Here is a 13,931-nt window from a genome sequence, read left to right on the forward strand (position 1 = left end):
CGAACAAACAGTATCGATCCCGATCCCGATACCGACGCCGATAGTATTATTGCGAAATCGGGCGATACTCGCCGCCCTGGTCCGTGATTTCCTGGAGTACGGCCTGACAGATATCTTCCAGGCGGGCCTGGCAGGGTGGGGTCAATTCGGTGCCCCAGGGGTCGAACTCCTTGGGCTCCATGCCGATGACCACGGCGTCCGGGCAGTTGCCCAGAACCTTGCAGGTGGCCAGGGTTTCCAAAAGGTCGGTCTGGTGCATGGAGTTCTTGAAGGCCACGCTCTTGCCCATCTCCACGCCGGCCAGACGGTACAGCGTTCCCGGGTCGCCGCCGTTGACCACGGCATCCACGACGATCAGCCGGTCAAACTCCATGATCGGTTCCATCAAGGCCATGCCCAATGTACCGCCATCCATGAGTTCGACGTTGGCTGAAAAGGAGTACTCGGCGCGCAGTTTTTCCACGGTCTTGACGCCGACGCCTTCGTCCTTGAGCAAAATATTGCCCACGCCAAGAACCAGAATTTTCGGAGAGTTCTGTTCGTTCATCGGATTTTCCAAATACGGAGAGCGAAGATTCCCCGACCCTCGGGGTCCCTTCGCTCTCCGTTGATGCATATCGTCCGGCGTCGCGAAAGGCAACGCCGGACGTTCATGTTATGTGGTTACAGGACCTTGAACTCGTGGACCTGGTTGGTCTTGGAGTCGATGACGTGCACGCCGCAAGCAATACAAGGGTCGAAGGAGTGCACGGTGCGCAACAGTTCCACGGGACGCTTCGGATCGGCGATGGGCGTGTTGATCAGCGCCTCTTCCACCGGTCCCAGCTTGCCCTTGTCGCAGCGCGGTCCGAGGTTCCAGGTGGAGGGGACAACCAGCTGGAAGTTCTCGATCTTGCCGTCCTTGATCTTGATCCAGTGGCTCAGCGCGCCGCGAGGCACGTCGGCGAATCCGACACCCTCGGCCTCGTCAGGCATTTCATGGTTCTCGGCGATCTTGTTGTTCCCGCTCTTCAGGTTGTCCACCAGTTCGTCCAGCCAGTCTTCCATCTTCTGGGCGATGGTCAGGGTGTGGATACCGCGGGCGGCAGTCCGACCCAGAGTGGAGTGCAGGGCTTCGGGGCCCACGCCGAGGTGGTTCAGGACCAGATCCACGGCGGCGACGGTTTCCGGCTGGCCTTTGCCGTAGGCCACCAGCACGGCTGCCAGCGGGCCGACTTCCATGGGCTCGTCATTGTACCGCGGGGCCTTCATCCAGGAGTAGCGCTCGGTATCGCCCAGCTTGGTGTACTTGGGCTCGGTCACGCCTTCGTAAGGATGCCGGGCTTCGGAACCTTCGTACCAGCTGGCGGCAACGTGCTCGTAAATGGCGTTGGGATCAACGTCATGCACGGTGGACAGGTCGCGATTCATGATCACGCCGGGCGGCAGCCAGCGGCTGTTCAGGTCTTTCTCGATTTTCGGATACTCGCCGAAGGCCAGGTAGTTGGTGCATCCGCCGATGCCGGCCCAGTCCTTGTAGTAGGAGGCCACGGCCAGCAGATCCGGGATGTATAGCTGTTCAATGAATTCCCGTGTTTCGCGCAACAGGGAGCGGTACTCTTCCAGCCGCTCGGGTCGCAGGGATTCGTAGCAGGTCACCCCGCCGCTGATGGTGAACTGGGTGTGCGGGACCTTGCCGCCGAAGATGGCGATGGCCCGGGTGGCCTTGATCTGCAGGCGCAGGGCCTCCAGGTAGTGGGCCGTGGCGATCAGGTTCACTTCCGGCGGCAGGTAGTAGGCCGGGTGTCCGCCCAGGAAGTCGGCGTTGGTGAAAATACCGAGCTGGCCCTGGTTGACGTAGGTGGTCAGCTTTTCCTGAACGGCCTTCAAGTCCTCGGCCTTGGTCGGACGCGGGGAGATGTTGTTGGCGATCTTGGCGGCCTTGATCGGGTCGGCCTGCAAGGCGCTGGTTACGTCGACCCAGTCAAGGGCGTGCAGGACGTAGAAGTGGATGAAATGGTCGGCGACGGTTTGCGAAGCCATGACCAGGTTGCGGATGATCCGGGCATTATCGGGAATCTCGACGCCCACGGCGTCGTCCAGGCATCGGGTGGATGCCAGGGCATGTACGTAGTTTCAGACCCCGCACGCGCGAGCGGTGAAGTGCTGCGCGTCTCTTGGGTCGCGACCCTTCAGAATGGTCTCCAGACCACGGTACAACTGGGAGCTGGAACGGGCGTTGACGACTTTGCCGTTGTCCACTTCCACTTCCAGACGCAGATGGCCCTCGATCCGGGTCAACGGATCGACGACGATCGGCCCGGAGTAGGCGCTTTGGGGCGTCACCGGAATGACCGGTGCGGCTTGGGGCTTACAGCCTGACATGGTATGTCCTCCTTACGATAGGTTTCGGGAATCGCGGTTTACGAATCGAGACAGCCTAGACCGGCTTGTAGAACGGGCTCAGCTGATCCCAGAACTTCGGCTCGCTGCAGCCGATACAGGGGTGGCCGGCTTCCACGGGCCAGTTGGTCTCGTTGAACTTGACCTTGGGACAATTGTTGTAGGTGTCCGGCCCCTTGCAGCCGACTTCATACAAACACCAGCCCTTTCTGGCTTCTTCGGAGTCAAAGGACGGGGCGAATTCGTAATTGAAGAAATGGTCCAGGCGCTCGCACAGTTCGTGGACCGACTCGCCGTAGAACATCTTCGGGCGATTCAAACGGTCCAGCTCGGGCATGCCCTTGGTCAGCAGGTGGACCACTGTGCCCACAAAGTTGTACGGGCTCGGCGGGCAGCCGGCGACGTTGATGGCCCGGGTCGGCAAGCCGAGGTGTTCCATCAGCTCGTTCACGCCCATGGCGGCGGTTGGGTTCGGGTCGGCGGATTGGACGCCGCCGAAGGTCGCGCAGGCGCCGATGGAAATCACGGCCTGGGCTTTGGGCAGATACTTTTGGGCCATTTCCAGCATGGTATGTCCGCCGACCATGCCGTAAATGCCGTTGTCCTTGGTGGGAATGGCGCCTTCGACTACGGCAATGAACCCGTGAGGCGAGTTCACGGCCTGTGCCAGGGCGTCCTCGGCGGCGTCGCCGGCCGCGGCCATCAGGGTTTCGTGGTAATCCAGGGAAATGGTGTCCAGAAGCAGTTCGTCAATGTACGGGTTGACCGTACGGACCACGGCCATGGAACAGCCGGTGCACTCCGCGAAGTGAAAGTAGACCACCGAGGGCCTGCGCGGATCGGTCAACGCAGCCGCCACCTGTTTGGCGAACGAGGCTTCCATGCCCATGACCGCGGCGACCGTCGCACAGAATTTCATGAAGTCGCGGCGATTCACGCCACGGCATTCGAGCCGTTTCTCGGCTCCTTCCTTTGCCAGACCAACACTGAGTCTCATAACCCACCTCCGTTTAAACGGTTAAACAGGAAGAAATCGCCTTTGGTGAAAAGCATTAAAGGTAAAGGTTTTCAGACATTGAAAAATTGTCGTTTCCCAGGGCCGGGTGGAATCGTCGTTTTACGACTCCAGGGCCTGTGAAAAAAAGAACATTTCAACACAATGCTTTTCCAAAGTATGGTGAATTACCTAGCCCCGCGACAGGAGCATGTCAACCAAAAGGGGACGAGAGCACACTTTTTTGTTTCATCTTACGAAAAAGCAACGGTTTGCCAAGGAATGATACTGATCAGTCGAGATCTCTCGATCATAAACGTGAAGTAACTACTCAGCACAGAGTAATGCTGTTGCCGGGGTCGGGGTCGGAATCGGGATCGGAATCGAAAACGCTGGGAAGCGTTCTAAAATCTTCCTGTTCCGATTCCGACTCCGATACCGACCCCGATTGCCGGAGCAAGAGCGGGCACAAAATGTGCTGAGTAGATACAACGTGAAAAGGCAACCGTCATACTCTTGGAACGCACCATGTGAAAGGGCGCTCATTGAGAGCGCCCTTTGCTTTCGTTCGATCCGCCTTCGCCCGGAATGAACGGGGCGACCGTGTATGATCCGCGAAAAAATCACTCTGGAACGCGAGCGATCACCTCCCGTCCGATCTTGCTGCCGAATTCCTGGCAGGCGTCCAGATCCTGGTCCGTGGGGACGTTTTTAACGCGCAACGGTTCGGCAACGATCTCCACCTTGGCGGATTGCAGGAACTCGGATATCTGTTTGGCCGCCTCGCCGCTCCAACCGTAAGAGCCGAAGGCCGCGCCGATTTTGCCTTGTGGCTTGAGTCCCTTCATATAAGTCAACATGTCCGCGAGTAATGGGAGCATGCCGTTGTTGTGGGTGGGGGAGCCGGCGACGATGGCCTGAGCATCCATGATAAACGGCATCACGTCGCTGTGATGGGCCGATTTCAAGGAAAACATCTGCACGCTGACGCCTTCGGCCATCATCCCATCGGCAATGGCCCGGGCCATCCGTTCCGTGCTTTTCCACATGGTGTCGTAGAAGACTACGGCCTTGCGCTGGGGCTTTTGGGCGCTCCACTCTCCATATTTGGCCAGTATTTCCGGAATATGGGTCCGCCAGATCAGCCCGTGGTCCGGTGCGATCATGTCGATGTCCCAGCCCACCTCCCCGACCTTTGCCAAAAGCTTTTGAACCAGAGGAGAGAAGGGCAGAATGATGTTCGCGTAGTAACTGGCGGCCAAGTCGAACAGCAGACTCTTGTCAACCTGGTCGTCGAACCGTTCGCTGGAAGCCAGGTTTTGACCGAAAGCGTCGCTGGAGATGAGCAGCTTGTCCTCCGGCAGGAAGGAAAACATACTGTCCGGCCAGTGCAGCATCTTGGTTTCCAGAAAGGTGACCGTACGCTTGCCCAGGCTGATGCTCTGGCCGGAGGCGACGACCTCGTAGGGCCAGTCCTCACGGTGATAATGACTGATCAAAGCCTGCTTGGCGATGGGCGAGCAGAACACCTTTTCCGGTTTGACGATCTCCATGATCTTGGGCAACGCCCCGGAGTGGTCCGGCTCCACGTGGTTGACGATAAGATAGTCGATTTGTTCCGGATCAATGGTGGCCTTGAGGCAACGTAATAATTCGTCCACATGGTTCGCCGGGACCAAATCGAACAGGGCGATTTTTTCGTCCTTGACCAGGTAGGCGTTGTAGGTGGTGCCGCGAGGGGCAAGGGAGTAGCCGTGAAAATCCCTGAGGTTCCAATCCACGGAACCGACCCAGAAAATATCCTTTTTGATTTCGACTGGCAGCATTCGTGTTCTCCAATAAAAAAGCCCTCTCCCGGACTTCTGGAGAGGGCTTGGTAGGTGATGGTCCGGGTTACCCTTCCGGCTCGAAATTGTCCTTGGACGCTCCACAGACCGGACAGGCCCAGTCAGCGGGAACATCGTCGAAGCTGGTTCCCGCGGCGACGCCGCTGTCCGGATCGCCTTCCGAGGGGTCGTAAACGTAACCGCAGATACTGCACACATATCGCATAAGCGACTCCTTAAGTTGGGCTAAAAGGTGGGCAAAAGATTTCAATCATCCTTTGGGAGCTTCCTCAACGGCCGAACCGGGCCCGGCCAAAGGGCGGAACGATTTGGTTCCGGCTCCGCAGACCGGGCATTTCCACGTATCCGGCAGATCCCGAAACGCCGTTCCGGCAGATATCTTGCCGCGCTTGTCGCCCCGGTCGGGGTTGTAGATGCATCCGCAATTCGTGACTTGGCACTGGTACATGTCTTCCGGGGTAGCCATGCTTTCTCCCTGTGTTCCCCGCCGTTAGGCGGGTTAGTCGTCAAGCGGGATGCCGAGTTGGAAATCAAGCAACTCGGCTAGGCCTTCCAAAGGCCGTGCAGATTGCAGTATTCGCGAGCCGTGACCTGTTCGGCCTGAATACAGAATTCAGCCACGGGCTCTTGGCCGGGTTGCAGGAACTGCTTGTACGACTTGCCGTCCGCGATGATTTCGATCCATTCGATGTAGTGCTTGGCTTCCATGGGGTGAAGAGTGCTTCCCACGGTCACCTTGTAACCGTTGGCCGTCTTTTCCACCACGGGCACATGCTTTTCCTTGGCGGCGTCCACGGTGTTTTCAGTCATCAACTTCATGGGTTCGCCGCAACAGACCAGCTCTCCGCCACCTCCGTGCAGGACGTCGATGATGTTGCCGCACAGGTCACACTTGTACACTTCATGTTGTTGGGCCATTCCTACGCTCCTTGTCTGATTCATGGGGAATAAGGATAAGTTGAAGCCTATTCGGATACGAACCGCCCGTCAAACCATTTCCAAATACTTTCGCCCGGCCGGTGGAGCTTCCGGGTGGTACTTCCGGCCGGGCGCGGTTGAACGCTACCAATTTTCCTTAAGGACTTCAAAATGCGACTGGGGATGGTCGCAGGCCGGACACGTGTGCGGAGCCTTGGTTCCGGAGCCGACATACCCGCAGTTGCGGCAACGCCACGTCACGGAAAGGTCCTTCAGAAAGACTTTCCCGGATTGAATGTTCGCGGCCAGTTCGCGATATTGCTTTTCGTGCTGCCGCTCGGCAATGGCGATAGCCTCCATGGCCGCGGCGATTTCCGGAAAACCTTCTTCCTTGGCGACCTTGGCGAAACTCGGATACATTTCGGTCTGCTCGTGGTGCTCGCCTTCGGCCGCGGCGATCAGGTTCTCATAGGTGTTGCCGATCACCCCGGCCGGAAAGGAGGCCGTGATTTCCACCTCGCCGCCTTCCATGAACTTGAACAGACGCTTGGCATGTTCCTTTTCCTGGTTGGCCGTTTCCTCGAAAATAAAGGAAATCTGCTCATACCCTTCCTTCTTGGCCTGCTTGGAGAAGTAGGTGTACTTGTTGCGCGCCTGGGACTCCCCGGCAAATGCGACCAGCAGATTTTTCTCGGTTTGGGTTCCTTTCAGTCCGCTCATGATGATGTCCTCCATGGTTTCGTAGGGTTTCGTGGTTTTCAAAACAGGTCGCGCATCGAGAGAACGCTTTGTCAGCCGTTTTCACGCGCTGTCATGCAATCCGCGCAAATGCCGTACAGCTCCAGCCAGTGCCCGGTAATCCGGAATTCACTCTCGGCCTCAAGGGCGGGGTCCCGGCGCATGACCACCGAAGCGGCGTCCGAAGGCAAATCTCCAACCTTTCCGCATTCAACGCAGCAGACGTGCAGATGCGGGTCCACGAACGCGTCGAAGCGCATTTGCGAACCGATCTTGTCCAGCTTGCGGATGAGTCCCTGGGAGTGCAAAAATTCCAAGTTGCGGTAGATGGTCCCCAGGCTGACATGGGAAAGGCGCTTGCGCACCAAGTCGTAGACCTCGTCGGCGGTGGGATGTGTCCGAGTCCCGCGCAGTTCTTCAAGGATGATTCTTCGCTGTGGCGTCAAACGAGGGTTGGATTTCGGCATGATTGGCGTCCTTCTGTTGCGTAAACGAGAACTATTCCTATTAGCTGTTGGTGCAGTTTGTCAAGCCCGCGGAATGAACAAGGGCCAACCTTATCGTGCTCAGCGAAGCGAAGCTCGTTCTCGTGCCCGGAATCGAGAAAAATCGAGCGGAGTGAGACCGCGCGTAAAACATAAGGGGGCGGCCCCGGCAATGTCCGGTCCGCCCCCTTCCTTTCCTTCGCGTCGAAATACGTAGAAATCGTGTCCGGTCAATTGTCCTGAAACTTCTTGACCAGTTCGTTCAGTCGCTCAGACATTTGCGCGATCTCCTGAATGCCCCGATCCGCCTCCTGAATGTCCCGGCTGTTGGCCGTGGACAATTGACTGACCTGTCCGATGCTTTCATTGATTTCGTCGCTGGTCACGGATTGCTGCTCAGCAGCGGTGGCGATGGTCCGGATCATGTCCGCCATGGATTCGGACCGTTCAACGATTGTTTGCAGGGCTTCCCCGGCGACCAGGGCCTTTTCGGCCGTGTTTTCAACCACGGACCTGGTTTGCTCCATTTTTTCCACGGCGTTCCGGGTGCTGGACTGGATCGTGGTGATCACCTCCTCCACCTGCTTGGTGGCTTGCACCGTACGCTCAGCAAGCTTGCGAACCTCGTCGGCGACAACGGCGAAACCGCGTCCGGCATCTCCGGCCCGGGCCGCCTCAATGGCCGCGTTCAGGGCCAAGAGGTTGGTCTGGTCGGCGATATCATTGATCACGTTCAGGACTTGACCGATGTCCTCGGCCCGTGAGGCCAGATCGTTCAGGGAGCGGGCCAAGGCATCCGTATCCTGAGCCACGCGTTTCACGTCATCCACTGTCTCCCGGACGCCTTGGCCGCCTTCCTGGGCGCTCTGCGTTGCCTGGGCCGCGGCTTCGGCTGTTTGAGCCGAACTGCGGGCGACTTCGATGACCGTGGCCGTCATCTGGTTCATGGCCGTGGCCGCCTGGGTGGTCTGTGACTCGGTCATCCCGATCCGATCGCTGACCGTGATCATCTGGTCCGAAAGTCTTTGGGCCATGTTCCGCAGAGAGTTCGACACCTCGGTTACATCGCGGGCCACGACAAGCAAATGGTCTTGCTGTTTCTGTATCCGAGCCTTGGCTTTTTCCTCCTGGGTCAGGTCGATGACCACACCAATGGCGCCGATCACCTGACCCTGAGCGTTTTTGAGCGGAGAAACTTCACGGTATATCGGCACAATGTGTCCGTCGGGATGGGTGTATTCCCGCTTGCCTTTGACAATCGTGCCCTCGCGAATAACCTGTGAGGCGGCGCAGGAGCCTGGGGCCACCCCCATCATCTCGCATGTTGGGTGCCCGAGGATACTTTCTCTGGATTTGCCAAGCAATTCGACTGCTTGGTCGTTGATAAAGGTGACTTTTTCTTCATGGTCCGTCACGTAGAGGGGGACGGCAATGCCCTCTAAAACTTCTTTGTTGTACTCCAGTTGATCCTGGATGCTTTTGACCATCGTCCCCAGGTTGCGGGCCAGCCGCCCCAGTTCGTCGGAACCGGTGATGTCAAAGGTGACGGAGTAGTCGCCTTGACTGATTTTTTGGCTCGCGCCGCTCAATGTCGCTATTTTTCCGACAACGGCTCTGCGCATGAAAATCAACAGGCTGGCCAGTAAAATGGCGAATCCGCCAAAGGAAAGCGCCGCTCCTTTGACTTGATGGTCCCTGAGCGTCGCCATTTCCACGCCCACGTCTTGAAAAACGAGCATGGCGCCCAAAATGGGCTGGGATCGACCATGGCAATGGTAACAGGCTGGTTCATTGGGGATTGAACGGAGGCGAACATAGTATGGCCTCTCAGCGGTATCCAAAAGTACGGCCCGGTCCGTCTCCCGGCTCAGGCCCTCTTGCAGGATTGCCCGTATTTCCTGCTGACCATACACCGTGAGCATATCCTCCCGCACCACTTTCGGCCGAGTCGCGTAGGTGATGTTGCCTCGAAAGTCGGTCAGATACACGTCGATATCAGTGTACAGGTTCTCGACCTTGGCGAACTGGTCCCGGGTCCCCTCGTCGTCACCGACGATCATCGGTTCTTCGATAGCCATTTGCAGCAGATCCGACACCCGCGTGCCCATGGAATCGATCTGATGCATGGTGTCGGTGCGTTGCCAATACGAATTGACGAGCAGGAGGGCCACGAAAACCGATGCCGTCAAGATGGTGACCAGAACGAGAATCTTTGCTCCCAGGGAGTTGCGCAGCATATTCATGATTGTCTCCCTTGCGGTCAATGCGCCCCGCTGTAGAGCAGCGGCTTGTAGTTGATCACTTGGACTCGTTCGTCTTCATGGCACGGGCGGCAGACGTCGAGGGACAGACTGCCGAGGATGTCGTCCTGGTGGCCTGTCCTGGCATGCACGGAGCCCGGGCCATGACAGCTTTCACACCCCACATGGGCCATTTCCGGAGTTTCTTCGAAGCTTCGAAATCCTCCTGGCTGCCCATACCCGGTAGTATGACACCCGTAGCATTCTCGAAGTTCCTCCGGTGTCAACTTGGGAGCCATCAGCCGGACGCTGTGGTCGGAGTTGGCTTTGTTGGCGTGCTCCATGAACCGTTCATACTCATCCGGATGACAGTATGAGCACTCCTTGGACCCCACGTAGCTTGTTCCCGACGGTCCCTGCGCGCCGATCATCAGCGGCAGAAGAAACGCCAGGGCGAACCATAGGATCAAAAAGATCCCGAACGTTGCCTTTTTCATCGTCGCCTCCAGTTTCGATCCAACATACAAAAATGCATGACAAAAATGAAAAATTTCAAAATATACAAGACCTTTTTGGTATGCCTCTAGTCAAGGTTTGTGAAAAAAGCAACGTATATTGGAATTATCAAGGTATCATCCAGGGGCTCAAAAAATCACCAACCTTACCGGTTGCTTCCAGGTGCCGGATCAAAGCGCTGCCCATGACCACCCCGTCCACGGCGGATTCCACGCCCTGAAGCTGAGTCGGGGAGTGCAGGCCGAAGCCCAAGGCCAGGGGAATGGAGAAGGTTTGTCTGGCTTGGAGCAGGGCCTCCCGGAGTTCCTCCGGCAGGGCGTCCCGGACCCCCGTGGTCCCCATGACCGAGACGAAGTAGACGAAACCCGAGGCCTTTTCAGCATGAAGTGAGAGCCGCTCCATGGAGCTGTTCAGGCCGACCAGCGGGATCAGGGCGATGCCGTGCTTCTGAAGAATATTACGAATCTCGACGTTTTCCTCCAAGGGCAGATCGGCAATGATCAGCCCGTTCACCCCGGCCTGCTCCGCGTCCCGAGCCAGTTTGGGAATGCCGTACTGAAGAAAGGGATTCATATAGCCCATCAGCACGATCCCGGCCCGGATGGTCGAGCGCCTTCGAGTCAGTTCCTCCAGTATCCAACCCAGCGTGACGCCCTGCTCCAGGCAGTGCAGGGCAGCCTGCTCCACCACCGGTCCGTCGGCCACGGGATCGGAAAAAGGCACGCCGATCTCGATGATGTCAGCACCCGCGGCGTCCAGATCCTGAATGTGCTTCCAGAAAGCATCCTTGGTCGGATATCCGGCGGGCAAGTAGGGCATCACGGCCTTACGACCCTGGGCCAGGGCCTGATTGATCTTATCGGTCAAATGACTTGTGGACATTAGGGTTCTCCGGAAAGGTTAGAAGGAGTGGGTATTCAAAAGTCAGGAGTCAGGAGTCAGAGAGAAAGGCTGTTGCATTCAACCCCTAAACCGTATTTCCTCTCAGGTCTCAGCCATCTCTCTTCGCCAGCGCCTGTCGCACGATCTCCAGATCCTTGTCTCCACGACCGGAGAGGCAGACGATGACGTCGGTGGTGGCGGGCAGGGTTCCGGAGAGGCCGAGGACGTGGGCCAGGGCGTGGGAGCTTTCCAGGGCCGGGAGGATGCCTTCGGAGCGGGTCAGGCGCATGAATCCGGCCAGGGCCTGATCGTCGGTGACGCAGACGTACTCGGCTCGGCCCAGGGCCTGAAGGTGGGCGTGTTCCGGGCCCACGCCGGGGTAGTCCAGGCCTGGGGCCAGGGAGTGGGAGGGCAGGATCTGGCCCTCGGGGGTTTGCAACAGCTTGGTCATGGTACCGTGCAGCACTCCGGGGGTTCCGGTGCTGAGGGTGGCGGAATGACAGCAGCCCGGCGAACCGTCCCCGGCGGCTTCCACGCCGATGAGGGCCACCCGATCATGGGGCACGAAGGCATGGAACATCCCGATGGCGTTGGACCCGCCGCCCACGCAGGCCACGACCCGGTCCGGCAGCTTCCCGGTGCGTTCTCGAAACTGGGCCAGGGCTTCCCGGCCGATCACGGCCTGCAGTTCGCGCACCAGCAGGGGAAAGGGGTGCGGCCCCACGGCCGAGCCCAGACAATAATGCGTGGCGGTCTGCTCGGCGATCCAATGGCGCATGGCCGCGTTGATGGCGTCCTTCAGGGTCCGGCTGCCGGACTCCACGGGCCGGACCGTCGCGCCCAGCAGTTCCATGCGCTGGACGTTGTGGGCCTGGCGGACCACGTCCTCCGCGCCCATGTACACGATGCACTCCAGACCCAGCAGGGCCGCGGCCGTGGCCGTGGCCACGCCGTGCTGCCCGGCCCCGGTTTCGGCCACCAGCTTGGTCTTGCCCATGTGCTTGGCCAGCAGGGCCTGACCCACGGTGTTGTTGATCTTGTGCGCCCCGGTGTGGGCCAGATCCTCGCGTTTCAGCCAGACCCCGAAACCGACTTCCCGCGAGAGGTTCGCGCAGTGATACAAGGCCGTGGGCCGACCGACGAAATGGGTGAGCAGGTCGGTCAGTTCGCGCTGAAACGCCACCCCGGCCATGATCCGCCCCATGGCCTCCTCCAGTTCCAACAGCGGCGGCATGAGCAGTTCCGGAGCGAACCGCCCGCCGAAATCGCCAAAATATCCTTTTTTCATGTGATGTTCCTTTGATTTTGGTTCATGAGTGTGACGAATGGAGTCCTGGTTGCCGTTAGTATCTCTCGATATCAGTGTCGAAATCGCAATCGAAATCGGAGAGAAATACGCACCACTACCGCATGTCCGCCGCCTTTGATGTTTTTTCTTTCGATTTCGATCACGATTTCGATTTCGATTTGGACAACTCGCTGGGCATGGCTTTGATGCGTTCCATGACCGCACGCAGGCGAGCCGGACTTTTCCTTCCCGGAGCCTCCTCCACCCCGGAATTCAGATCCACGCCCCAAGGACGGCACCTGCCCAGGGCTTCCTGGATATTTTCCGGGCCCAGGCCCCCGGCCAGGAGCCAAAGCTGGGGAAAAGCCAGTCCGGCCAAAGCCGTGAAATCCAGGCTGACCCCGTGGCCGCCCACCGCGGTTCCGGCATCCAGGAGCACGGCCCGGCACGAGGACGCGAACGCGCCCATGTCTCGTTCCAGGTCTGCTAAGTTTGGATAGCGCAAGGGCCAGAAGACCTTGACCACTCGTTCCGGCCCGACCTTTTCGCAGAAACGTCGGTCCTGACCTCCGTGAAGCTGGGCCAGGTCCAGATCGGCCTGGTCCATGATCTCCCGAACCTCTTCAGCGGTTTGGAGCACGAAGACCCCGACCCGTGCGGCCCGGCCTCGGGGCAGGGCCGCGACATGGTCCGGGCTCACGTTTCTGGGGCTGGGCGGGTAGAAGATGAAGCCGGTCCAGTCCACGCCCAGCTCCTCGCACAGCGCCACATCCTCGGGGCGCCGCAAGCCGCAGACCTTGACCAGGGGGCCGTCGATCCTTGAACTTCCTTGGCGGACTTGCTCACTCATGGGGACTGTTCCTTGCGCAAAGCCCGCAGCAGTCCCGCCAGGGCCTGTCCGGGATCGGGCTCCTGCATCAGCCGGGAGCCGATGAGCAGGCCGTGAAAGCCGGCGTTGCACATCCGGGCCATGTCCTGGGCCGTGCTCATGCCGCTGGCGCTGATCCAGACCTCGCCTTCGGCCTTGTGCCGAATCAGGTTCTCGGAAACGCGCAGGTCCGTGGTCAGTCGATCCAGATCCCGGTTGTTGACCTGGATCAGCGTCGAACTCGCCGCTTTGGCCTTGTCCAGATCCTCCTCGTCAAAAACCTCCACCACGGCTTCCAGGCCGAACGTCCGACATTCGGCCAGCATGGATTCCAGTTCCGCCTGGTTGAGCATCCGGGCGATGAGCAACAGGGCCGAGGCCGGAGTGGCGGCGGTTTGGCGAACCTGCAGAGGGTGAAGCAGGAAGTCCTTGCGCAGCAGGGGCAGGCCGAGGGCGGCCATGACCGGGAGAAAGTCCAGGCTGCCCTGGAAATAGGCTTCCTCGGTGAGCACGGACAAGGCCGCTGCTCCGGCCCGGGCATACCCGGTGGAGGCCTGCTCCGGAGTCCAGCTTGCATTGATCAGGCCCCGGCTGGGCGAGGCCCGCTTGTACTCCGCGATCACCGCGCCCGGTCCCCGCTCCAACAAGGCTTTGGCCAGAGACGGACGAGGAATGGTGGACGGCTCGGGCAGGCGGTCCGCGGATTCCAGGGAGATCAGCTCCCGGATTTCAGCCTGCTTGGCCTGGCGAAAGCGCTCAAGCATGGAGCTAGC

15 protein-coding genes are annotated in these 13,931 nt (G+C 59.2%); all 15 read right to left on the minus strand.

Translation table 11 applies throughout. From position 1 onward, the window contains the following. Positions 1–46 precede the first annotated feature (46 nt). The gene (locus AC559A_RS06090; RefSeq protein WP_498816828.1) at positions 47–547 is read right to left on the minus strand and encodes a HyaD/HybD family hydrogenase maturation endopeptidase; all 501 of its coding nucleotides are present in this window, start codon (positions 545–547) and stop codon (positions 47–49) included. Positions 548–663: 116 nt separating this feature from the next. Further along, complete coding sequence (locus AC559A_RS06095; protein WP_084032138.1) at positions 664–2,364, minus strand: nickel-dependent hydrogenase large subunit; 1,701 nt, start codon at positions 2,362–2,364, stop codon at positions 664–666. 55 nt (positions 2,365–2,419) lie between these two features. Beyond that, complete coding sequence (locus tag AC559A_RS06100; RefSeq protein WP_028573290.1) at positions 2,420–3,379, minus strand: hydrogenase small subunit; 960 nt, start codon at positions 3,377–3,379, stop codon at positions 2,420–2,422. A 620-nt stretch (positions 3,380–3,999) separates the two neighbouring features. Continuing rightward, positions 4,000–5,202 (minus strand): FprA family A-type flavoprotein, encoded by a 1,203-nt coding sequence (locus tag AC559A_RS06105; RefSeq protein WP_028573291.1) that lies wholly within the window; start codon positions 5,200–5,202, stop codon positions 4,000–4,002. Between the two features lie 67 nt (positions 5,203–5,269). After that, on the minus strand, positions 5,270–5,428 hold the full coding sequence (gene rd / locus AC559A_RS06110) for a rubredoxin (protein ID WP_156932998.1): 159 nt from the start codon (positions 5,426–5,428) through the stop codon (positions 5,270–5,272). Positions 5,429–5,473: 45 nt separating this feature from the next. Beyond that, complete coding sequence (locus AC559A_RS06115; RefSeq protein ID WP_028573292.1) at positions 5,474–5,689, minus strand: rubredoxin; 216 nt, start codon at positions 5,687–5,689, stop codon at positions 5,474–5,476. 77 nt (positions 5,690–5,766) lie between these two features. Beyond that, a complete protein-coding gene (locus tag AC559A_RS06120; protein WP_028573293.1) occupies positions 5,767–6,141 on the minus strand; it encodes a desulfoferrodoxin in 375 nt (124 codons plus the stop codon). Between the two features lie 144 nt (positions 6,142–6,285). Next, positions 6,286–6,861, minus strand: coding sequence for a rubrerythrin (gene rbr / locus AC559A_RS06125; RefSeq protein WP_498816831.1), 576 nt, complete (start codon positions 6,859–6,861; stop codon positions 6,286–6,288). 71 nt (positions 6,862–6,932) lie between these two features. Continuing rightward, positions 6,933–7,346, minus strand: coding sequence for a Fur family transcriptional regulator (locus AC559A_RS06130; RefSeq protein ID WP_028573295.1), 414 nt, complete (start codon positions 7,344–7,346; stop codon positions 6,933–6,935). Positions 7,347–7,594: 248 nt separating this feature from the next. After that, on the minus strand, positions 7,595–9,607 hold the full coding sequence (locus AC559A_RS06135) for a methyl-accepting chemotaxis protein (RefSeq protein WP_028573296.1): 2,013 nt from the start codon (positions 9,605–9,607) through the stop codon (positions 7,595–7,597). Between the two features lie 17 nt (positions 9,608–9,624). Then, entirely contained in the window at positions 9,625–10,101 is a 477-nt protein-coding gene (locus AC559A_RS06140; RefSeq protein WP_035261958.1) for a cytochrome c family protein, read from the minus strand. 127 nt (positions 10,102–10,228) lie between these two features. Next, positions 10,229–11,002, minus strand: a complete 774-nt coding sequence (trpA, locus tag AC559A_RS06145) for a tryptophan synthase subunit alpha (protein ID WP_028573298.1) — start codon at positions 11,000–11,002, stop codon at positions 10,229–10,231. A gap of 109 nt (positions 11,003–11,111) precedes the next feature. Then, the gene (gene trpB / locus AC559A_RS06150) at positions 11,112–12,290 is read right to left on the minus strand and encodes a tryptophan synthase subunit beta (protein ID WP_498816834.1); all 1,179 of its coding nucleotides are present in this window, start codon (positions 12,288–12,290) and stop codon (positions 11,112–11,114) included. A gap of 160 nt (positions 12,291–12,450) precedes the next feature. After that, positions 12,451–13,140 carry a phosphoribosylanthranilate isomerase gene (locus AC559A_RS06155; RefSeq protein WP_498816836.1) on the minus strand — a complete coding sequence of 230 codons (690 nt, stop codon included), beginning with the start codon at positions 13,138–13,140 and terminating at the stop codon, positions 12,451–12,453. After that, positions 13,137–13,922: an indole-3-glycerol phosphate synthase TrpC gene (locus AC559A_RS06160; RefSeq protein WP_498816960.1), complete on the minus strand. Its 786-nt coding sequence runs from the start codon at positions 13,920–13,922 to the stop codon at positions 13,137–13,139. Before AC559A_RS06160 ends, AC559A_RS06155 begins: the two co-directional genes overlap by 4 nt. Positions 13,923–13,931: the final 9 nt, after the last annotated feature.

Source organism: Desulfonatronum zhilinae (genome assembly GCF_900182865.1).
Taxonomy (GTDB): Bacteria; Desulfobacterota; Desulfovibrionia; order Desulfovibrionales; family Desulfonatronaceae; genus Desulfonatronum; species Desulfonatronum lacustre.

Excerpts from the sequence above, each read along its gene's own strand:
- AC559A_RS06090 (WP_498816828.1), bottom strand. The coding sequence starts at position 547 with ATGAACGAACAGAACTCTCCGAAAATTCTGGTTCTTGGCGTGGGCAAT.
- AC559A_RS06140 (WP_035261958.1), bottom strand. The coding sequence starts at position 10,101 with ATGAAAAAGGCAACGTTCGGGATCTTTTTGATCCTATGGTTCGCCCTG.
- AC559A_RS06105 (WP_028573291.1), bottom strand. The coding sequence starts at position 5,202 with ATGCTGCCAGTCGAAATCAAAAAGGATATTTTCTGGGTCGGTTCCGTG.
- AC559A_RS06155 (WP_498816836.1), bottom strand. The coding sequence starts at position 13,140 with ATGAGTGAGCAAGTCCGCCAAGGAAGTTCAAGGATCGACGGCCCCCTG.
- trpB (WP_498816834.1), bottom strand. The coding sequence starts at position 12,290 with ATGAAAAAAGGATATTTTGGCGATTTCGGCGGGCGGTTCGCTCCGGAA.
- AC559A_RS06160 (WP_498816960.1), bottom strand. The coding sequence starts at position 13,922 with ATGCTTGAGCGCTTTCGCCAGGCCAAGCAGGCTGAAATCCGGGAGCTG.
- rd (WP_156932998.1), bottom strand. The coding sequence starts at position 5,428 with ATGCGATATGTGTGCAGTATCTGCGGTTACGTTTACGACCCCTCGGAA.
- rbr (WP_498816831.1), bottom strand. The coding sequence starts at position 6,861 with ATGAGCGGACTGAAAGGAACCCAAACCGAGAAAAATCTGCTGGTCGCA.
- AC559A_RS06120 (WP_028573293.1), bottom strand. The coding sequence starts at position 6,141 with ATGGCCCAACAACATGAAGTGTACAAGTGTGACCTGTGCGGCAACATC.
- AC559A_RS06130 (WP_028573295.1), bottom strand. The coding sequence starts at position 7,346 with ATGCCGAAATCCAACCCTCGTTTGACGCCACAGCGAAGAATCATCCTT.
- AC559A_RS06135 (WP_028573296.1), bottom strand. The coding sequence starts at position 9,607 with ATGAATATGCTGCGCAACTCCCTGGGAGCAAAGATTCTCGTTCTGGTC.
- AC559A_RS06100 (WP_028573290.1), bottom strand. The coding sequence starts at position 3,379 with ATGAGACTCAGTGTTGGTCTGGCAAAGGAAGGAGCCGAGAAACGGCTC.
- AC559A_RS06115 (WP_028573292.1), bottom strand. The coding sequence starts at position 5,689 with ATGGCTACCCCGGAAGACATGTACCAGTGCCAAGTCACGAATTGCGGA.
- trpA (WP_028573298.1), bottom strand. The coding sequence starts at position 11,002 with ATGTCCACAAGTCATTTGACCGATAAGATCAATCAGGCCCTGGCCCAG.